The organism is Actinopolyspora mzabensis (genome assembly GCF_900101095.1).
In the GTDB taxonomy this organism is placed as follows: Bacteria; Actinomycetota; Actinomycetes; order Mycobacteriales; family Pseudonocardiaceae; genus Actinopolyspora; species Actinopolyspora mzabensis.
This window is the reverse complement of record NZ_FNFM01000001.1, coordinates 207,425-228,165: the sequence shown is the minus strand read 5'-3', so window position 1 is coordinate 228,165 and position 20,741 is coordinate 207,425. Positions and strand designations below refer to the sequence as shown.

Below are 20,741 nucleotides of genomic sequence, written 5' to 3'. Positions count from 1 at the left end.
CCGCCCCACTCCGGTAAGAACGCCGCCCGCTCCGGCAACGACACCGCACCGTTGCGGGAACGGGCGCTGTCTTCGGATTCGCCCCGGCCGGAAACGATGCCAGTATGTGGGCATGGTCACATCCGATCGTTCACGCCTTCCGAAGCAACCGGTGATCTCCCGCCGTGCGGCCCTGTCCGGCATGGCGGGCGCGTTGCTGCTGGGAGGCTGCGGTGGCGACGGGGACACCGACGGTGCACGCACCACGACCCCGGATCCTGCGCCGCCGCTGCGGGTGGAGGTGCTCTCCGATCGGCTGGAGCACGGTTGGGACGTGGGTTTCCTGCCGAACGGTTCGGCACTCGTGACGCAGCGGCCCGGACGACTGGCCGTGGTCGGCGATTCGGGGACCAGCACGGTTCGGGCGAACTTCGACGACCTGCTCGTGCGCGGGGAGGGCGGCCTCATGGGGCTGCTGGTGGACCCCGACTTCGAGGAGAACCGGCGGTTCCTGACGTGCCAGACGCACCAGCGGTCCGGCGAAGCGACCGACATCCGGCTGGTCGAGTGGCGGTTGTCCCCCGACGGACGGCGGGCCGAACGAACCGGCACGTTGCTGACCGGGCTGCCGCTCAACCCCAGCGGCAGGCACTCGGGATGCAGACCCGCCCTCGACAACGACGGGAACCTGCTGGTCACCACCGGGGACACCGCGCGAGCCGGGGTGGCGCAGGACCGGGAGTCACTGGGTGGGAAAGTGCTGCGACTACGGCCGGACACCGGTGATCCCGCACCGGACAACCCGATGCTCGACGCGTCGGATCCCGCCACCCGGTTGATCTACACTTACGGGCACCGCAACCCGCAGGGCGTAGCCGTGCGCGAGGACGGCGAGATCTTCGTGGCCGAGCACGGTCCCGATGTGGACGACGAGCTGAACCGGCTGGTTCCGGGTGGCAACTACGGCTGGGACCCCTCGCGGGGCGGGCGGAGCTCGTACTACGACGAGTCGGTGCCGATGACCGATCGGGAGCGGTTCCCCGACGCGGTGCCCGCCGTGTGGACCTCGGGCGACGAGACCGTGGCGGTCTGCGACGCGACCTTCCTGCGCGGTTCGCGCTGGGGCACGCTGGAAGGGGTGCTCGCCGTGACGACGTTGAAGGGCAGCAAGCTGCTGCTGTTCCGGCTGTCCGACAACGGCCGCTCGGTGCGGCGGATGTGGGTGCCGAAGGAGCTGGACGGCACCCACGGCAGGTTGCGGGCCGCCACGCTCGGTCCGGACGACGCGCTGTACCTGACCACGTCGAACGGTTCCGGCGATCAACTGCTGCGAGTCACCCCGGGCTGACCTCCGGCGGCACCGCGTCGCACCGCCGGTGCGACGCGGTGGTGTGCTGCGGCTCGACGAGGGTGTCCGACCGGAGCGCCGCGTTGCCGCCGCGAGATCCCAGCTTGTCGGTTCCGCCGAGCGAGGCGGCGGCGAGCGAAGCACGGTGTGTCGGTGTTCACGGCTGGTTGTGGCGGAGGGATCGTTGAACCTAACGTTGTCTACTCGACAGTAACTTTTGCCGCTGATCCCACCGCGTTCCCGGCGCGGCACGGAAGGAACACCCCGATGAACATGCTGCTGCGCCTGGTCGTGCTCGCGGTCAAGACCGTGTTCGGCCGCAGGGTGCACCCGCTCGGTCCCTGCTACACGAACTTCCGGGTGGCGCCCACCGATCTGGACCTGCTGGGGCACATGAACAACGGTGTCTACTTCTCGATCTTCGACCTCGGTCGTATCGACCTGATGCTGCGGTCCGGCCTGCTGCGCAAGCTGCGCCCGCAGGGGTGGTACGCCGTGGTCACCAACGAGACCGGATCGTTCCGCCGCCCGCTGCGCCCCTTCCGGGCATTCACACTGCGCACCAGGATCCTCGGCTGGGACGAACGGCACCTGTTCATGGAGCACCGAGCGGTCAGCGGCGGAAAGCTCACCACCACGGCGGTGATCCAGCTCCGGTTCCTCTCCAAAACCGGTGAGCGAGTCACCCCCGAACAGGTGGCGAACCTGTTGCCCGGGCCCGTGGAGCGCCCGGAGCTCCCCGAATGGGTGGCGCAGTGGAGCAAGGCAGGACACGAGCACACCCGCGAACTCGAACGGGAAATGTGATTGCTCCTCGGCTCGGGTTGCTCGGGTGGTGCCGTGGCGGAACCTCTCGTGGCGGTGCGAGCTGCGTTGGTGGTCGGAGTGCGGTTCGGCCTGCGGGAGTTGTGGGAGCTCGGCCCCGCACCGCCCATATCCCGGGGATCTCGCGAGAGATCGACGCACACGGGGCCGCACCACACCCCCGGCGGCGCGGCGATTTCGCGAGAAATCGCCGCCGCCCCCTCGGCAGGCCCGAAGCGGGGAGTTCCTCACTCGGTGTCGTGGTCGCGGCTGCGCAGCCGGGGATCGTGTTCCAGGTGCGAGAGACCGTTCCAGGCGAGGTTGACCAGGTGGGCCGCGACCTCGTCCCTACCGGGCCGGTGCACCTCCAGCCACCACTGGCCGGTCAGCGCCACCATTCCCACCAGTGCCTGGCTGTAGAGCGGTGCCAGTTCGGGATCATAGCCGCGAGCACTGAACTGGAGCCCGAAGATGTGCTCCACCTGGCTCGCTATGTCGTTGAGCAGCCCGGAGAACGTTCCGGTGGTACTGGCCACCGGCGAGTCACGGACCAGAATCCGAAAACCGTCCGTTGAATTGTCGATGTAGTCCAGCAGCGCGCAGGCCGCCTGCTCCAGCAGTTCGCGCGGATGCCCCGTCGGCGGATGCCCCGCCGACAGCGCGGAGACGACCATGTCGAGCAGTGTCTGCATCTCGCGGTCCACGACCACGGCGTAGATGCCTTCCTTGCCGCCGAAGTGCTCGTAGACCACCGGCTTGGAAACCTCGGCGCGATGGGAGATCTCCTCGATGGAGGCGCCGTCGAAGCCCTTCTCCGCGAACAGCGCCCTGGCGACGTCCAGCAGCTGCTGCCGACGTTCCTTGCCGGTCATCCGCACCCGGCCGGCGCCCCGCGAACCGCTGCCGCCGGGAGCACCGTCGGATCGGCCCCGTCCACGTCGCCGTACCGCCATGACAGATCACCCTACGTACCGGAACGGCTGTCCGTGAACACGCCTTCGTCGTGGTGACGAGGCGGGGAGTGCTCCGCGACCCGCACCGAACGGCCCGCTCCCGGACACGGCTCCTCTCGCGAGCTCTCACCGGTGGTGCGGCCGACATCGAGCGGGGTCCCGCTTCACCTCGGTCCTTGCCGAGCGAGAGCCCGCGAGAGAGTCCGCGACGTGCTCACCCCCGGCGGACCGGGGGACGAACTCCTAGCGGAGCGTTGGCCTCAGCCCTGCTCCTCGGTCACCGAGATGCGGGCGAGCCGCTGCTCGTTGGGCCACCGGACCTTCCACGCCCAGCCGAGCTTCTCCAGCATCCAGATCAACCGCGCCGAGATGTCGAGCTGCCCCTTGAGCACCCCGTGCCGCGCGCAGGTCGGATCGGCGTGGTGCGAGTTGTGCCAGGACTCGCCGAACGAGATCAGCGCCAGCGGCCAGAAGTTGGCGGCCTTATCACGGCTCTTGAACGGACGCTCACCGATCATGTGACAGATGGAGTTCACCGACCAGGTGATGTGGTGCAGCACCGACACCCGGACCAGGCCGGCCCAGAAGAACGCGGTGAGCGCTCCCCACCAGGACCAGGTGATCAGTCCGCCGAGCACGGCGGGGAGCACGAAGCTGGCCACGGTCCAGAGCGGGAAGAGCCTGTTGATCCGCTCGAGGACGCGATCCTTGAGCAGGTCGGGAGCGAACCGGTCGACGTTTGTCACGTCACGTTCGAACAGCCAACCCATGTGGGCGTGCCAGAAGCCCTTGGCCAGCGCGGCGGCGGAACTGCCGAAGCGCCAGGGCGAGTGCGGGTCGCCCTCCCGGTCGGAGTAGGCGTGGTGCCTGCGGTGGTCGGCGACCCAGTTGATCACCGGCCCCTGCACCGCGCTCATGCCCGAGATGGCCAGCAGCACCTGGACGGCTCGGTTGGTCTTGAACGACCTGTGCGTGAACAGTCGGTGGAAACCGACGGTGACGCCGAGGCCGCTGAGTGCGTAGAAGAAGATGGCCAGCGAGATGTCCACCGCACCGAGCCCCCACCCCCAGGCGAAGGGAACGGCCGCCACCAGGGCGAGCAGTGGAACTATCACGAACACGTAGACCAGCGCTTGGGCGATGCGCGGGCGATCGCCCGCGGTAAGGGGTTTCGGAGCAGCGCGCCGGGGTGGCTGCTCCGCGGCCGCGCTCTCGGTTGGTGCGGTCATGTCGCTACCTCAACTGGGGTCGGGAAACAGAGGTTGTACCGGTTGTTCGGAGCGGCTCGCTGCCGCGTGCACACCCCACGGCCGCGCGGGTGAGGCCCCGGCGCGGCCGGAATGCACCATTCAGCCTACGACACCGTAACCTACGTCGGCGTAGGTTCCCGGCCTCCACCGTGCCCCCAAGCCTCACACCGGCAGTACCCCACGGCCACTCGGACCGGCCTGAGACGATCGCTCGGGAGACGTGGCGGGCCGTACCCAGGATGGGGCCGACCGAGCCGTCCCCACAACATCCATCCGGCTACGAAGACCGAAACCGGGCATGACATCATGTGCTCGGATACGACAGCGGACAGTCGGACATCGCCAGCGCGACGTGTAGTCGGTAGGCTGCGATGTGGACATCGGTGGCGCGGCGCCGCGTCATCGGGAAAGTGATGTCGTGTCGTGCGGTCCGCCGTAGTGTAAAGGCAGCACCTCGGATTTTGGTTCCGATAGTCCAGGTTCGAATCCTGGCGGCGGAGCGACCGGCACCCCGGTTGACAACACGCACCGGCCTGGCCCGGCCGGATTTGGCAGGGGGTGTGTGCCGCTGCGCGACGACGTGGTTGACGCGCGGGAGGGAGCGGCAACCTCGCTCGGTGAACTGTCCGACGCGTGGTTGGTCGGACGTGCGCGCGAACTGCAGGTCATCGGTCAGCACAGTGATCCACAGGGGCGGGACGCCACTCGTCGGGAAGCGGACAATCTCCTCACCGAGGCCCGCAGACGAGGGCACCCGAGGATGCTCGGACAACTGCTGTGCTGCTGCGCGACGCTGCGCCTGTGCACGCCGGGCATGGCCGAACAAGCCGTCCCGCTGCTGGACGAGCTGCTGACACACGCACGAAGACACCGACTCGACGTGCTTCGTGCCGACGCGCACGCCCTGCGTGGCAGGCTGGCCCTGCTGGACGGCAACGAGGACAACGCCCTGAACCAGGCCGCGGAAGCGCTGGTGATCCTGGACGACGACCTGGTTCCGGACGCGGCGCTGGGCAGGCGATCCTGGGAACGGCTACTGGCCACCTCGCTGATCGACATCGGTCTCGTACTCACCCAACTGGGAGTGTTCGACATCGCCGACGAGGTGATGGCCCGGGCACACCACCGGATCCGCGAGAGCGGCGGGCCGCACGAGATCGCCACCCACCTGATCAACCGGTGCCGGATGCTGCTCGGCTGGGGCCTGCGGCTGGAGCGGATCGGCAAGCAGGACGACGCCGACGGCAGGTTCAGCACCGCGGCGCAGATAGCGGTAGCGGTGGACGGGCCGTGGCAGGAGTCGTTGTTCCCCCGGGTGCCCGGCAGGAAGGCCGCGGAGCAGATGCCCGTGCTGGCGGCCGCCTGCGCGCTGGCTGAGCCGAACGGTTCGCACATCGACAAGCTGGAGGAGGTTTCCGATCCGGCGCTGGAGCTGCCCGTACAGGAAACGATCATCATAGCGATCGCGTTGGCACGGTGCTACGACAGCGCGGAACGTCCGGACGAGGCGACCAAAGTGCTCTTCGAGACGCGGCAGCGGGTCTGCGAGGACATCTCCGAACCCAGTCTGCGGATCTCGCTGGTGCGCGAGTACGCCAGACGCGCGAGGCTCGATCCGGACAACGCCGCCGTCGCCGTCGAGGAGTACGCCCAGGAGCTCGAATCGGAGCTGTGGACCATGCGCGCCTCGCGCAGCGCCACGCTGATGGCCCGTCTGGACCGGCAACGACTGAACCGGCAGCACCACGCGATCACCAGGCAGGCCATGCACGACCCGCTCACCGGGCTGCCCAACCGCAGAGCACTGGACGCGAAGCTGGAGAGCATGCTGCGTGAACCCGAGTCGCAGCCGCTCTCGGTGGCACTGGTCGATCTGGACGGTTTCAAGGAGGTCAACGACCAGCTCTCGCACGCCGAGGGCGACGAAGTCCTCCGGGTCATCGCGCGCACGCTCAGCGACACGCTCCGCGCCGACGACCTCGTCTCGCGCTACGGCGGTGACGAGTTCGTGGTCCTGCTGCCCGGGGTGGAGCTGGAGGCCGCCGAGAGCGCGCTGACCCGCACGGTCAACGCCGTGTCCCGGCTGCCCGGTTCGCTGTCCCGGGGGGTGACGCTGTCCATCGGGGTGGTGGCGATGCTGCCCCAGGAGAGCGGCAGCGAGGTGCTGGCCCGTTCCGACACCGCGATGTACCAGTCGAAACGGCGGGGTGGTAATCAGGTAGCGGCGATGTCCGGGGACGCGCACCACGGTGATCCCGCCGAACCGCCTGCCTGGATCCCACCCGAATCGGAGCAGTAGTCGTCGTGCGGGTTAGCCGAGGTGTCCGGAATTCGGGACGGAACTCGCCCCCGCCGGAGGAGCGGGACGTGAGTCGCAACACGCCGATGGCGCCGGGCGCCCCTGGTCACATCCGTTCCGGACTCCGGAGCGCGCGGACCGCGCACGGACGCGCGGAAGTTGAACACGCGAGAAACCACACGAAACCGCGCACGGAACGCACACGCGCGGTAACATTCCCTCACCGGCACACCGCCACGCCAGTACATACCGGGGCAGCGATCCGATACAGCGTCCGGCCAGTTACCCTTCACCCGATTGGACGTACAGGCACCGTCCTTACCGGGACTGCTACGGGTTCGGTCTCGCGGAGTCCGGCAGTAACCACGGGTGGCGGTGAGTCGGCGTCGAAACCGCTGGACTCCGAGGGAGAGCATCGATGCTCGAGGGCGTTTCGGCCCAGCCGCCTTCGGACGGCATGTCCTCCGACCCCGTGAGTGTGCTCGTGTTGGCCGCGGGCGAAGGCACTCGAATGAAGTCCGCGACTCCGAAGGTGCTGCACCGGATCGCGGGCAGACCGCTGCTCGAGCATTCCGTCCGCGCCGCCGCGGGTGCGGAACCCGACGAGTTGAGTGTGGTCATCGGGCACGGCAGACAGGCCGTCGACGAACATCTCGCAACGCTGCAGGACGGACTCGGTCGCCGCATCGAGACGGTGGTGCAGCAGGAGCAGCTCGGCACCGGCCACGCGGTGCGCTGTGGGCGACAACAGCGGGAGTCCGCCGGGACCGTGCTGGTCACCTACGGTGATATTCCGCTGCTCGATTCCGCCACGATGCGGGAGCTGCTGCGGGAACACCGCCGAGCCGGCAACGCGGTGACCCTGTTGACCGCCGTGGTGGAGCATCCGGCGGGTTACGGCCGGATCGTGCGCGACGCGGCGGGCGAGGTCGCCTCCATTGTGGAGCAGAAGGACGCCACGCCCGATCAGGCCGCGATCGACGAGATCAATTCCGGGGTCTACGCCTTCGACGCGGGTTTCCTCGACACCGCGCTGGGGCGGCTTTCCACCGACAATTCGCAGGGCGAGCTGTACCTCACCGACGTGGTGGCGATAGCCCGGGGCGAGGGCCACGGGGTGGGCGCTCTGGTGTGCTCGGACAACTGGCTGGTCGAAGGGGTCAACGACCGCGTCCAGCTCGCCTCGGTGGGGGCCGAGCTCAACCGCAGGATGCTGCTGCACTGGATGCGCGAGGGCGTCACGATCACCGATCCGAGCAGTGTGTGGCTGGATTGCGACGTGTGGCTCGGCCGGGACGTCGTGCTGGAACCGAACGTCCGGCTGCGTGCGGGCACGACCGTCGGGGAGGGCGCGAGCATCGGCCCGGAAACGACGCTGACCGCCTGCTCGGTCGGCGCGGGCGCCGAGGTCGTGTCCACCCACGGCGAGCACGCCGAGGTCGCCGCGGGGGCCTCGGTGGGGCCGTTCGCCTATCTCCGTTCGGGCACCCGTCTCGGCGAGGGCGGCAAGATAGGTACTTTTGTCGAGGTGAAGAACGCCGACATCGGCGCGGGGACCAAGGTCCCTCACCTGAGCTACGTCGGGGACGCCACGGTTGGCACGAACAGTAATATCGGAGCTGCCACGGTTTTCGTCAACTACGACGGCGTGGCCAAACACCACACGGTAATCGGCTCTCACGCACGTACCGGTGCCGACAACATGTTCGTGGCTCCGGTTCGGGTGGACGACGGCGCCTACACCGCCGCGGGCTCGGTCATCACGGAGGATGTCCCTCCCGGTGCGATGGCGGTCGCCCGGGGGAAACAACGCAACATCGAAGGCTGGGTCGCCAAACGACGTCCCGGCACAGCCGCCGACGAGGCCGCCCAGCGTGCGCTGGCCGACCGTGGGAACTCCACCGAGAACGACGAGTGACACTCGAGCTTTTCAGCCGTCAACGGGAGGGGACGATGACCGTGAGTGCAATGTCTGCGACTCCGAAGAAGAGCCTCAAACTCTTTTCCGGCCGCAGCCATCCGGAACTGGCCGAGGAGGTCGCCAAGCATCTGGACGTTACGGTCACCCCGCAGGCGGCCTACGAGTTCGCCAACGGCGAGATATTCGTCCGCTACGACGAGTCGGTGCGCGGATGTGACGCGTTCGTGATCCAGTCGCACAGCAGCCCCATCAACGAGGCCGTGATGGAGCAGCTGGTCATGGTGGACGCGCTCAAGCGCGGTAGCGCCAAGCGCATCACGGTGGTCCTGCCGTTCTACGGTTACGCCAGGCAGGACAAGAAGCACAAGGGCCGTGAGCCCATCTCGGCGCGGTTGATGGCCGATCTGTTCAAGACCGCGGGCGCCGACCGCATCCTGACCGTGGATCTGCACACGGATCAGATCCAGGGCTTCTTCGACGGCCCGGTGGACCACCTGCTGGCCCAGACCGTGCTGTCCGACTACGTCAGGGACGCCTACTCCGAGGAGCGGATCACGGTCGTCTCCCCCGACTCCGGCCGGGTACGTGTGGCCGAGAAGTGGGCGGACAACCTCGGTGGGACACCGCTGGCCTTCATCCACAAGACCCGCGACCCGTCCAAGCCCAACGAGGTGGTGGCCAACCGCGTGGTGGGTGACGTGGAGAACCGGCTGTGCGTGCTGGTCGACGACATGATCGACACCGGCGGGACGATCGTGAAGGCCACCGAGCAGCTGCTGGAGGCGGGCGCCAAGGACGTGATCATCGCCGCGACGCACGGCGTGCTGTCCGGCCCGGCCGTGGAGCGGCTCTCCAACAGCGGTGCCAAGCAGGTGGTGCTGACCAACACACTGCCGATCCCCGAGGAGAAGCGGTTCGAGAAGCTCACGGTGCTCTCGATCGCTCCGCTCATCGCCAAGGCGGTGCACCAGGTGTTCGAGGACGGCTCGGTGACCGGACTGTTCAACGGCCAGGCCTGACCTGCCCCCGTATCCTGCGCGACCGGGAAGCGGCGATCTCGCGCGAGATCGCCGCGCCCCGAGTGCGACAGGGCTGGGACAACCGGCCGGGTCGACGAAGGCCTGTCAGGAGACGTAGCCGATCAGCTTGTCGACCGCCAGCACGACGAACAGCACCAGGCACAGTGTCAACACGGTGTTGGACAGCCATCGCGAGCGGTGGGCGGCGGGCATCCGTGCGGAGTTCAGCAGCACCAGCAGTGTCCCGGCCAGGAACGGCATGAACAGCGCACCCAACACCCCGTAGGCGATGGTGAGCTGGAACGGCTTGTCCAGGAACAGCAGCGACATCGGGGGAACGGTCAACCAGAGCGCATACCCGCGGAACGGCCAACTGCGCATCCCTGCCGTGCTCTCGTGTCCGGTACCGGAGGCCGAACCGGTTTCCGGGCGTGCCCACCAGGTACGCCACCAGTCGGCGAACAGCAGACTCACCCCGTTCCACACGCCCAGCAGGGATGTGAACGTCACCGCCAGGAATCCGACCAGGAACGGCAGTCGCGCCCACTGCCCGTAATCCGCGGCCAGTCGCTGCCCGAGTTCGAGCAGACCGCGGTCGCCGTCGGCCATGCCCTGCCCCAGCAGCAGTTCGGAGCCCACGATCAGCATCGCCACCACGAAGATGCCGGTGGTGAGGTAGCCGACCGCGTTGTCGGTGCGCATGAACGGGATCCAACGCGGGGTCCGCCACCCCTTCGCCATGGTCCAGTAGCCGTAGGCGGCCATCGTGATCGTGCCGCCGACACCGCCCATCAAACCCAGCACATAGGCCAGTGACCCCTCCGGCAGCCGGGGAACGAGTCCGCCGCCGAGCGCGACGATGTTCGGCCCGACCAGCACGGCGGTTCCCACCACGGCCACGAACATGACGCCGACCAGGATCGTCATCAGCCGTTCCAGCAGCCGGTACCGGCCCAGCCACACCAGCACCAGGCCGACGACGCCGCAGATCATCCCCCAGTAACGCACGGACAACCCGGGGAACAGCGCGTTCAGCGGCAGACCGGTGGCCGACATGGCGGTAGCGCCGTAGACGAAACCCCACAGCACGATGTAGACGCCGAAGAAATTGGTGGCCCAGCGTCCGAGCGAGCGCCAACCGGCGAGGATCGTGCTGCCGGAACCGAGATGCCAGCGCCCCACCGCCTCGCCGATACCCATCTTGAAAACGGTTCCGAGCAGGATCGCCCAGAACAGGGCGTAACCGAAGCGTGAGCCCGCCACCAGCGTGGCGACCAGATCACCCGCACCGACACCGGTGGCGGCTGCCATGATGCCCGGCCCGACGCGCCGGAGCCTACTGCGCCAGTCCGTGCTCGCTGGCTCACTCGCGGTGGTCTCGGCAGTCATGCGGATCAACCTAGTATCGCGCGGGCGGACAGGAAAGGCATTGCCGGCGAAACCCGTCCGGATCCGAGCGCCCTCCCTTCGCCCCCGCCGGTTAACCGGCCGGAACGACCGCCGCATACAATGGCATGGTTGCCTCGGCGAGGTCGGGTTCGAGAACCCGGCGTTATCGGCGTGGCGGCTGGTGGTCACCGGTGGGACACCGGTGCACCGCTCCGGCTCCCAGGGTTTCGGCAGAGCGTTCGGCGCCCCGACCGCCATACCAGTCGCGCGTCGCGCCGCCGCAGGACAGCGACTGATGCACACCATCCCTGAGCCAAGGAGTACGCCACCGTGTCCGAAGTACGTCTCGCAGCGGAACAGCGCCACGAGTTCGGCAAGGGAGCCGCCCGCAGGTACCGCCGGGCGGGCAAGATCCCCGCGGTGCTCTACGGTCACGGTTCCGACCCGAAGCACCTCGCGCTGCCCACCGTGGATTTCGCCCGGGTGGTCCGTGAGAACGGCCGCAACGCCGTGCTGACCGTCGACGTGACGGGCGGCAAGAGCGAGCTCGCCCTGTGCAAGGAGATCACCTCGCACCCGACCAAGGGCTACATCGAGCACGTGGACCTGCTGCTGGTCAAGCGCGGCGAGAAGGTCACCGTCAACGTGCCGGTCGTGGTCAACGGCGAGGCCGCTCCCGGCACCCTGGTCACCCAGGACGCGAACGAGATCCAGGTGGAGGCCGAGGCCACCCACATTCCGGAGCAGCTGGAGATCTCGATCCAGGACGCCGAGGCCGGCACCCAGTTCCACGCCCCGGACGTGACCCTGCCGCGCGGCATCACGCTGCAGAGCGGTGAGGACGTCCTGGTCGTCAACGTCTCCGAGGCCCCGACCGAGGCCGACATGGAGTCCGAGATCGACACCAGCGGCGCCGGGGTCGTCGAGGAGGCCTCCGAGGAGGAGACCGCGAACGAGTGATCACCTACGGGTGACACTTCGTCGGTCCGGCTGTCGTAGCCGGTCCAGCGGCGGAGCCTCTCGCACGGCTCTCGCCGCGGGGAGGCCCGACATCGGGTAGGTACTACACGACGTCGGGCCTCCTTCGCGAGAGCCGCACGGGAGACCACGCAGGGGGGCCGAGCTGCGACAGTGGTTGTTTCGCCGCTGGGAGCGCCGAAGCTAACCAAACGCATGTACCCACCAGCAGAGGCAGCACAGGAACCGACAAGCACCGCCGTGGCAGCGGGTGCCGAGGTGCGGGTGGCCCGCGCGGCCACACCGTTCGGCTGAGTCGAATCCGAGGATGTCGTGACTACACGGGACAGTGAAGACACAACCGGGCTCGCGCTGATCGTCGGGCTGGGGAATCCGGGACCGCGCTACGCGGGCAACCGACACAACGTGGGTTTCCTGGTGGCCGACGAACTGGCCGAACGCGTCGGCGGCAAGTTCAAACGGCACAAGTCCGGGGCCGACGTCGCCGAGGGCAGACTGGACGGCACACGTGTGGCGCTGGCCAAGTCCCGTTCACTGATGAACCTGTCCGGCGGCCCCGTCGCGGGAGCGGCCAGGTTCTACAAGGTCTCCCCGGAGTCGGTGATCGTGATCCACGACGAGCTGGACCTGACATACGGCACCGTCCGACTGAAGCGGGGCGGCGGCGAGAACGGCCACAACGGGCTCCGCTCCATCAGCAAGTCGCTCGGCACTCGCGACTACCTGCGGGTGCGGTTCGGGGTGGACCGCCCGCCGGGGCGGATGGATCCGGCCGACTACGTGCTGCGCGACTTCTCGCGCACCGAGCGGTCCGAACTCGGGTTCTTCGTCGATCGCTGCGCCGACGCGGTGTCGACACTGGCGGCCAAGGGCCTGGAGGCCGCGCAGAACGAGTTCCACTGACGGGGTTTCGGGCCAGTCGTTCCCCGGCTCCTTCTTCGATCCGGATGCCCGACCGTGACAGCACGAGTCGCGCTGTCACGACAGTCCCTTGACCGGATGCCCTGGGAGCGGGAAACCGGTGGGCCGAACCGACCACACGGCCAGGCTGCCGGGCGGGGATTCAGGCCTAGCACTGAGGAATACCAGGAGCTGGATCAGGCCCCGTGTTCAGGTAGTACCCGGTGACGAAACCGGAGTGACCGTCGAAGGAAGACACCCAGGTTATGTAGTACCAGATGTTGTCGCCCTTGATCGACTCCCCGAAGCTCCAGCAGTCTATGGCCATCGACTTGCCCTCGGGAGCACGGGAAAGCGCGGTATAGGACGTGGCGGGCCCCGTCCGGACGTTCAGGGCACGCAGATTGTCCGCGCACAAGCCGGTCTCCCCCCGGTCCCCACACGGATAGGGCTCGGCCGCCGCAGTCCCCGCGCTCACGGAAAACGAGAAAACGGCGACGAAAACCAGACTGAGCACCGGGAAGACGAAACACCGGAAAAGCCTGCTCGACACGCCGTTTACGATTTTATTGCCACTCATCAATAAACCCCAAAAAGACAAAAAACAGGTTCTCACCAAACGAAGTCACATGAGACGCCAACAGCGCCACATGTCACTTTTAGAGCACCGCACGGGCGGCACCAAACAAGATCGACACGTCAGAAGACTACGAACACCCCCAGGTAAATTTTTTCAATCTCGACGCCGTCGAAACATCCTGCATCACGGACAATTCCGCGGCAACACTGTGTGATGTACACCTCACCGGGGAGTCGTCCGGACCTTCGGGCCAAAGGCCCAACAGGATGAATTTTTCACGGTTTTCCCAGTTCAGAGCCAACTAGGAAACGGAAGCGACAACGCCGTCCCACTACGTGCCGAGTACCGAGGAAATCTTTCGTGATGGATTCGTCCACCCTGCCCGACACGGCTTCAGCGCCCTGCATCCCAGCTCTGCGCACCGAAAACCGTCAACAACTTCGCACTCCCAGATATTGCAACCAGCCGACAAAGTCAATACTCCAGAAGGACACAACACACGAGAACCCTGATTCACTCAGGGGTAGCACTAAATCGCCATCATGACTATGCTCCACGACGTTCTCATAAGAAGTCACGGTGAGAGGAACCGGGGAAACGGAACCTCCCCTTCTCGCTGTCACCCGTTGGCAACCGCAGGCAACACCGCGGGGCGTCACCCTTTTAGACCGGCCCGCATTCCTGCGCGTCCAAACCGATCGAAGAGGTGATCCGAAACACATGGACGAAAAGGTTCTCAAAGCCCAGCAATGGGTGAATGCCACCTACGGCAACGTGGCCGGATACCAGAAATGCGACGAGGACGGCCGCACCGGGTGGAGCACCATGTGGTCCCTCACGATGGGGCTGCAGCACGAACTGGGCATCTCGCCGGTGGTCGCCAACTTCGGTCCCGGCACCCTCGAGGGGGTGCGTGAACTCGGTGACATCGGGTTCGGATGGGACACCAGCCCAAACATCGTGCGGATCATCCAGCACGCCCTGTTCTGCAAGGGCTACTGGGGCGCGAACAGCTACGGCGGTTACGGAACCGTCACCACCGAGGCCGTCAAGGAGATGCGGGTCAACATGGGCCTGCCGGAGGGCGGGACGGGAACCTCCGGCGGCCAGGTCACCCCGAAGATCTTCAAGGCGTTGCTGACGATGGACGCCTACATCATCCTCGGCGGCGGTAGGCAGGAGGTGCGGGAGATCCAGCGCTGGTTGAACGGCCGGTACTGGACGAGACCGAACTACTTCATCGGCCCGTGCGAGGGTCATTTCTCGCGCGACGTGCAGCAGGCGTTGATGAAGGCCCTGCAGTACGAGATGAACGTTCCCGGTCCGAACGGGAACTTCGGCCCCGGCACCGAGGAGGGGCTCAGGCGGAACCCGCAGTCCGTCGGTTCCTCCGGTCCGATCACCCAGCTGTTCCACGCCGCGTGCATCTTCAACGAACCGGTGCCCGGTGCACCGGCCGGCGTGGGGTTCCGGGACAACTACACATCCGCGACGGCCACGTTCGTCAGGGAGTTCCAGGAGTTCTCCGCGCTGCCCGTCACCGGCGACGGCGATTTCACGACCTGGGCGCAGCTGCTGGTGTCCACGGGTGACCCCGACCGCCCGGCCGACTCGTGTGACACGCGGTTCACCATCACCGCTTCCCGCGCCCGGGCGTTGTACGAGGCCGGCTACCGCGCTGTGGGCCGCTACCTCGCCGAGCCCCCGAGCAGCGACCTGGACAAGGAGATCAAGGACGGGGAGCTGCAGAATATCTTCGACGCGGGTCTGCGATGCTTCCCGATCTGGCAGTACAACGCTCGCGATCTGGAGGACTTCAACTACTCCTCCGGATACCAGCACGGACTGCAAGCCCACGAGCGTGGCGAGCACTACGGGTTCAACTGGGGAACCGTGATCTACTTCGCCGTCGACTACGACGCCACGGATCCGGAGATCACCTCGAACATCATCCCCTACTTCCAGGGGGTGCAGGGCGCCCTCAACAGCCAGGGGAGCAGATTCCTCCCCGGCGTGTACGGCTCGCGGAACGTGTGCGCCCGAGTCAGCTCCGAGGCATACGTCTCGCACTCCTTCGTGTCCGGCATGTCCTGGGGCTTCTCCGGCAACCTCGGTTTCCCGCTGCCGCTGAACTGGGCGTTCAACCAGATCAAGGAGTTCGAGTTCCACAACGGCGATGACGTCTTCGACCTCGACCGAGTGGTTCACCGACCGGGCAAGGACTTCGGGGCCGACTCGATCAACCGCGACACCACTCCCGTGGACGACTTCCTGGCCTACCTGGAAGAGGTCTACGAGCTGGCGCAGTCCTACGACTCGTCCCGCGCCTCCAAGCTCACGCTGGAGTGGATGCGCTATCCCAAGTACAACGACTGGAAGTGGCGCGCTACCTTCGAGCTCGTAGACGAAGGTTTCGTCGCGAAGTGCCGTAATGCCGGTCTGCGGACTTCCAAGCACCACAACTACCAGGACCCCTCCGCCGGGGTGACGATCCACGTGGATCACCTGTGCGCCACGGCGAACGCCTACCTCCTGGAGGGGGCGGGTAAGGGCGCCGGGATCGAACTCGGTGACCTGGGTGGTTGGTGCGGTGATCTGATCACCTTCTACGGCGAGTGGGTCCGGGACGAGGACGAGAACAAGGACGGCCACAAGTACGCCATGGACCGGCTGGCGAAGTCGAACGTGCGGACGACGTTCATGCTGAACGACCTGGTCGAGGACGTCGACGGCTACCACATCGGCTTGGCGGTCAAGGCGGGCGCGAACGTGGTGACCGAGTTCCGGAACCTGCTCAGCGGTGGTGGGCACCAGTCCCGTTTCGGCAGGTTCTTCTCCGACCGGCACGGCAGTACGACGGACGTCGTGAACGGGGCCGTGGCATGCTTGACCGGCGCACCCGCCGACCCCGTCGACGCCACGAAGTACGCGGTCTCCCGCAAGGGGCTGATCATCAAGCAGAACGGCACGTTCGTCGATCCGCTGTCGATCACCCAGTCCGATCTGCGTGCGTTCTGCCAGGGCTACGCCGACACGCTCAACTCACTGCGCGGCCTGGAAGGAAACTGAGCCGTGCGTCGATCAAGGAGTAATCGCTGAGCATGGAGGACTTCGCGATCGAGTTCACCACGCTGCTGCTGTTCGCCACGCCGCTGCTGATTCTCGTCAAAATTCTGCAGATGCTGTTGACGCAGCGGCTACCACTTTTAGCACGCGGCTCCGGGTGGGGAATGTTCGAGCTCGTGACCTGGCTGTTAGTGGCCGCTCTGGACTCTCACAATCTCGCGCTGTGGTCCGGCATCGCCAATCAGCCGGAAGACGTGTGCGAAACGAACCCGTGGAAACTGAGCTCCGATGTCTACATCGAGAGCAGTTCCCTCTTCGACTACCCGGTCACAACACACTGCGTGTGGCCCGACGGGCACACCATGAGCCTGGTGCCCTGGCAACTCAACGCCGCGACCCTGCTGTTTTTCACAACGGCGGTCGCGGTCACCGCCTACGCCGCCTTGCGCGCCCATCGGCGCCGGAGAGCACGGCACCACACCACGCCGTAGACGCGATCCCCCGCCCGAAGCCACGTACCCGTCCGCGAGATCAAAGGACAGCAGGATGACGAGCATCGACCGACGACACTTCTTCGCCCTGGGCGGCATGGCACTCGGCGCCGCCTCACTCACCTCCCTGCCCGCCACCGCACTCGCTTCCCCGGCCACATCGACGTGGCGGCGGCAGAAGAGCGTCAACGGCTGGTCTGTTCTCGGCGGGAACGAGGTCGAGCGGTTCCCGGTTGAGGGCAGCAACCTGTCCGTGGAGCTGGCCCCCGCCGCGGCACCGGTGCTGCTGTACGTGGCACGGCGGTTCGTCTACGACATCGAGTCCCAGCTGCAACCCGGGGAGATCACCGGGCACACCACGGACACCCGCGTCCGGGCTCCCTACGAGTCGACGTACCTGTCGGGCAGCGGCATCACGATCAGACCGCTGTTCTACCCCGTGGGCGCGAAGAACGGGTTCTTCGAGGAGCAGCGGATAGTGATCCGCGACATCCTCGCCGACTGCGAAGGACTCGTGGCCTGGGGCGGCGACCTTGATCCGGTCAAGGAGTCCCACTTCCACATCACCGCACCCCCCACCAGTGGCCGCTACCGCGCTCTCGCGGCCAAGATCGGCGGCTGGGACGACGAACCGGGCAAGGGAGCGGGCAGCATCAACGCCTTCGCCCCGCGGCGACTCGCACGGGCGCGGCCCAACTGACGACTCGGAAAAAGCCGATGTGCCATCGCCCCACCCCGGCCGAACCTTTCCGGACGAGCCGGGGTGCAGGTGATTCCGGTGACGGGATCGGTGATCATGGAAGGCGAGCCCCCGGTGACACCGGGGCGGATCACTTCCATCGATATCAGAAACCCGAAAGCACGCTCGGTTTCCCCTGAAGACGCATCTCCCCGGCAGAGTTCTCCGACTCAGCGGGATCTCGGACGGGGTCGCGTCGAACAGAACACCGACGCGGACAGTTCACTGACCATGATCCGGCAATTCCCGCCGAGGTTCGTGCAGCCCCTGATCACCGGCTTGGCCATCTCGATCGAGAACCCGCCCAAAGGCCTGCGGGAGCGGGTGGCTCCTCGTGGAACACGGCAAGAACCTCTTGTCCTGACCACGAAGAAGCCGATCGAACTGGTCGGCCGGCTCGAGAGCTTCCCGCCCAGGGGCGCGGAGTACGAACCGCGGGAACCTGTCGAGCTCGTTCCGGAGGACGACTCGGGGACAACGATAGGCCGTATTCTCGACCTCCCCGCGACGGTCGATGTTCTCTGACCCTCACATCACACGGTGGCCCGATCTCCTGCCGTACCGTGGAGATCGGGCCGACGTGCGTATCGGGACCTCCCGGACTCGATCCGCCCGGGACGAGGTTTCCGTAGTGTGCGACCGGGCCGTCCCGAATCCCGACTCGCACCTCGGTTCGGAAGCCGACGAACCGGTGCGTCGATCAAGCAGTGACGTCCAACCGTGGAAGACCTCGCGAGTGAGTTCGCCACGCTGCTGCCGTTCGGCACTCCGTGGTTGGTCCTCGGCAAGCTGCTGCGCTGCCTCGCGATGGGACGGTTCTCGCTCGCGAGACGCGGATCCAGCTGGACGAGGGGCGAGCTCGTGACCTGGCTGCTAGTGGCCACTCTGGACTCCCGGAGCCTCGCGCTGTGGTCCGGCATCGCCAACCAACCGGAAGACGTGTGCGAACCGACCGCGTGGGAGCCGACACCCGGTGTCCGCATCGAGAGCAGCTCCTTGTTCTACTACCCGGTCACCACACACTGCGTGTGGCCCGACGGGCACACCATGAGCCTGGTGCCCTGGCAACTCAACGCCGCGACCCTGCTGCTTTTCACAGTGACGGTAGCGGTGTTCGTGCGCACTGCCGTCCGCGCCCACCGCCACCGAAGCACACGGCGGCATACCGTGCGGTAGACGCGAGTCCGCTCCGTCCGAGTGGGACTCGACTGACCGCTTCCGGTAACAGGGGTGGGCACCACCGGGATGGATGGTCAGGACAACAGCTCGGCACCGGCGCCGCGTCGGAGCTTGCCGGAGGGAGTCTTGGGCAACGAGCCCGGTGCGACCACCAGCACTGTGGCGGGACGCGCCCCCACCTCGCCGAACACCTTCGCCGCGACTTCCTTGCGCAGCCGCCGCTCCTCGGTCTCGTCGCCCACCGAACGGGACTCCACGATCACGGCGAAGTGCTCCCGCCGCGTATCGGCGTCCCTGCGCACCGCGGCGGCGTTACCGGCACGCACACCCCGGACCGTGCAGGCGGCCCGCTCGATGTCGGCGGGGTGTACGTTACGGCCGCCGAGCACGATCACTTCCTTGCGGCGCCCGCACACCACCAGCTGCCCGTCCACCAGATAGCCCTCGTCCCCGGTGTCCAGCCAACCGTTCCCGTCGGTGGCCGCCACCGGTCCGTCCACCGTCAGGTAGCCGGGGGTAACGGCGGCGCCGCGGATCAGCAGTCCCCCCACGCTGCGTTCCGGCAGCGGCGCACCGGACTCGTCGACCACCAGGACCTCCATCCCCGGCAGCGGGGGACCGAGCATCGCGAACCGGCGCGCACCAGAAGTCCCCGCGTCGGTGGGAACGGCTCGCCGGTGCGATCGGAGCTCCTCCGAATCCACGGTGTCCACGCTCATGCCGCCTAGGGCGGGTGCGAACGAGACGGCCAGGGTAGCCTCGGCCATGCCGAACGCACCCACCACGCACTCCGGACGCAGCCCGAACCCGGCACCCGCCGTGAGGAAGCGTTCCACCGTGCCGGGGTCCACCGGCTCGGCGCCGTTGAGCGCGAACCGCAGCGTGGACAGGTCGAATCTCCCCTCCTCGGCTCGTTCCATACCACGCGCCGCGATGGCGTAGGCGAAGTTCGGCGCGGCGGTGACGGTGCCGCCGTATCGCCCGATCAGCTCCGGCCACAGCGATGGGCGCGCCAGGAAATCGGCCGGGGTGACCTTGACCAGCCGCATCCCCAGGGCCATCGGCACGGCCAGACAACCGCCCATGCCCATGTCGTGGAACAGCGGCAGCCACGAGACCGCCACATCGTGCTCGGGAGACAACAGCGCGGCGGCCGTGATCGCCCGGGTGTTGTGGTGGAGATTGCCGTGCGTGATCCGCACCGCCTTGGGCTCGGCCGAGGAACCGCTGGTCAGTTGCAGCAGCGCGAGGTCGTCCTCACCGGTGGGGACCCCCTCGCCCGGCGCGGTCTCCGCTCGCGAGAGCTCGTCCAGGTCGCGGAACCGGATGCCCTGCTCGGCCAGCACCGGGGCGAACTCGTGGAACGGCTCGCCGAGCAGCACCAGGTCGGCCCCGATCATCCGGGTGACGCGCAACGTGTCGGCGGCCCAGACCTCGAGATCGGTGCGCGGCGTGGGCTGGTGCAGCATCGTCACCGAAGCACCGGCCAGCCAGACCGCCTGCACCGCGGGAACCACGGACTCCGGGCTCGCGGCGAGAACCGCCACCGCGTCACCACGGCGCACCGGCGGGGACTCCGTGGTGGAACGCAGCGCGGTCGACATCCGCAGCGCACACTCGCGCACCTGCCGCCAACTTCGGCAGCGGGGCGCCTCCGGCTCACCGGTGACGAGGCCGCGAGTGCCGGGACCGTGGTCCGCGGCGGCCGCGGCGGCCACCATTTCCGTGAAGTGGCTCACGCTTCCAGCCTACTTCGTGTCGGAACGGCCCCGGACGACTCCGTCGGTGGATCGCGCTGCGAAACCACGTCCATCCCGGCTTCCGCCGGCCGGCCCACTCCCGCCGC

General features: G+C 67.3%; 17 protein-coding genes and 1 tRNA gene. 13 read left to right on the top strand and 5 right to left on the bottom strand.

The features are described 5' to 3' along the window. The first annotated feature begins 112 nt into the window (after positions 1–112). Together BLR41_RS01000 and BLR41_RS00995 are read left to right on the top strand one after the other, a co-directional pair. Positions 113–1,327 (top strand): PQQ-dependent sugar dehydrogenase, encoded by a 1,215-nt coding sequence (locus BLR41_RS01000; RefSeq protein ID WP_218119838.1) that lies wholly within the window; start codon positions 113–115, stop codon positions 1,325–1,327. 267 nt (positions 1,328–1,594) lie between these two features. Then, positions 1,595–2,134, top strand: a complete 540-nt coding sequence (locus tag BLR41_RS00995) for an acyl-CoA thioesterase (protein ID WP_092625422.1) — start codon at positions 1,595–1,597, stop codon at positions 2,132–2,134. A gap of 245 nt (positions 2,135–2,379) precedes the next feature. Here BLR41_RS00995 and BLR41_RS00990 read toward each other — a convergent pair whose 3' ends face one another. Then, a complete protein-coding gene (locus BLR41_RS00990) occupies positions 2,380–3,003 on the bottom strand; it encodes a TetR family transcriptional regulator (protein ID WP_143012965.1) in 624 nt (207 codons plus the stop codon). A 341-nt stretch (positions 3,004–3,344) separates the two neighbouring features. Then, a complete protein-coding gene (locus BLR41_RS00985) occupies positions 3,345–4,313 on the bottom strand; it encodes an acyl-CoA desaturase (protein ID WP_092625418.1) in 969 nt (322 codons plus the stop codon). A 450-nt stretch (positions 4,314–4,763) separates the two neighbouring features. On the opposite strand from BLR41_RS00985, the gene BLR41_RS00980 reads away from it, so the two are divergent. The 4 genes from BLR41_RS00980 (at position 4,764) to BLR41_RS00965 (ending at position 9,573) form a co-directional block, all read left to right on the top strand. Continuing rightward, positions 4,764–4,834, top strand: a tRNA-Gln gene (locus BLR41_RS00980). Between the two features lie 62 nt (positions 4,835–4,896). Then, on the top strand, positions 4,897–6,633 hold the full coding sequence (locus BLR41_RS00975) for a GGDEF domain-containing protein (RefSeq protein WP_092625416.1): 1,737 nt from the start codon (positions 4,897–4,899) through the stop codon (positions 6,631–6,633). A 418-nt stretch (positions 6,634–7,051) separates the two neighbouring features. Continuing rightward, positions 7,052–8,551, top strand: a complete 1,500-nt coding sequence (gene glmU, locus BLR41_RS00970) for a bifunctional UDP-N-acetylglucosamine diphosphorylase/glucosamine-1-phosphate N-acetyltransferase GlmU (RefSeq protein ID WP_092625414.1) — start codon at positions 7,052–7,054, stop codon at positions 8,549–8,551. Positions 8,552–8,586: 35 nt separating this feature from the next. Next, positions 8,587–9,573, top strand: coding sequence for a ribose-phosphate diphosphokinase (locus BLR41_RS00965; protein WP_092625996.1), 987 nt, complete (start codon positions 8,587–8,589; stop codon positions 9,571–9,573). A gap of 105 nt (positions 9,574–9,678) precedes the next feature. On the opposite strand, the gene BLR41_RS00960 is transcribed toward BLR41_RS00965, so the two are convergent. Beyond that, complete coding sequence (locus BLR41_RS00960; RefSeq protein WP_092625412.1) at positions 9,679–10,962, bottom strand: Nramp family divalent metal transporter; 1,284 nt, start codon at positions 10,960–10,962, stop codon at positions 9,679–9,681. Between the two features lie 330 nt (positions 10,963–11,292). Between BLR41_RS00960 and BLR41_RS00955 the strand changes: the two genes are divergently transcribed. Continuing rightward, complete coding sequence (locus BLR41_RS00955) at positions 11,293–11,922, top strand: 50S ribosomal protein L25/general stress protein Ctc (protein ID WP_092625410.1); 630 nt, start codon at positions 11,293–11,295, stop codon at positions 11,920–11,922. A 330-nt stretch (positions 11,923–12,252) separates the two neighbouring features. Next, positions 12,253–12,843, top strand: coding sequence for an aminoacyl-tRNA hydrolase (gene pth / locus BLR41_RS00950; protein WP_092625408.1), 591 nt, complete (start codon positions 12,253–12,255; stop codon positions 12,841–12,843). 166 nt (positions 12,844–13,009) lie between these two features. On the opposite strand, the gene BLR41_RS22305 is transcribed toward pth, so the two are convergent. After that, positions 13,010–13,258 (bottom strand): SH3 domain-containing protein, encoded by a 249-nt coding sequence (locus BLR41_RS22305; protein ID WP_143012964.1) that lies wholly within the window; start codon positions 13,256–13,258, stop codon positions 13,010–13,012. 882 nt (positions 13,259–14,140) lie between these two features. On the opposite strand from BLR41_RS22305, the gene BLR41_RS00940 reads away from it, so the two are divergent. The 5 genes from BLR41_RS00940 (at position 14,141) to BLR41_RS00920 (ending at position 18,892) form a co-directional block, all read left to right on the top strand. Further along, a complete protein-coding gene (locus BLR41_RS00940; protein WP_245693688.1) occupies positions 14,141–16,489 on the top strand; it encodes a glycoside hydrolase domain-containing protein in 2,349 nt (782 codons plus the stop codon). Between the two features lie 32 nt (positions 16,490–16,521). Continuing rightward, a complete protein-coding gene (locus BLR41_RS00935; RefSeq protein WP_092625404.1) occupies positions 16,522–16,977 on the top strand; it encodes a hypothetical protein in 456 nt (151 codons plus the stop codon). A 55-nt stretch (positions 16,978–17,032) separates the two neighbouring features. Continuing rightward, positions 17,033–17,677: a hypothetical protein gene (locus BLR41_RS00930; protein ID WP_092625402.1), complete on the top strand. Its 645-nt coding sequence runs from the start codon at positions 17,033–17,035 to the stop codon at positions 17,675–17,677. Positions 17,678–17,740: 63 nt separating this feature from the next. After that, positions 17,741–18,241, top strand: a complete 501-nt coding sequence (locus BLR41_RS00925) for a hypothetical protein (RefSeq protein WP_092625400.1) — start codon at positions 17,741–17,743, stop codon at positions 18,239–18,241. A gap of 195 nt (positions 18,242–18,436) precedes the next feature. Further along, the gene (locus BLR41_RS00920) at positions 18,437–18,892 is read left to right on the top strand and encodes a hypothetical protein (RefSeq protein WP_092625398.1); all 456 of its coding nucleotides are present in this window, start codon (positions 18,437–18,439) and stop codon (positions 18,890–18,892) included. 77 nt (positions 18,893–18,969) lie between these two features. On the opposite strand, the gene BLR41_RS00915 is transcribed toward BLR41_RS00920, so the two are convergent. Next, positions 18,970–20,634 carry a fatty acyl-AMP ligase gene (locus BLR41_RS00915; RefSeq protein ID WP_218119837.1) on the bottom strand — a complete coding sequence of 555 codons (1,665 nt, stop codon included), beginning with the start codon at positions 20,632–20,634 and terminating at the stop codon, positions 18,970–18,972. Between the last annotated feature and the right edge of the window lie 107 nt (positions 20,635–20,741).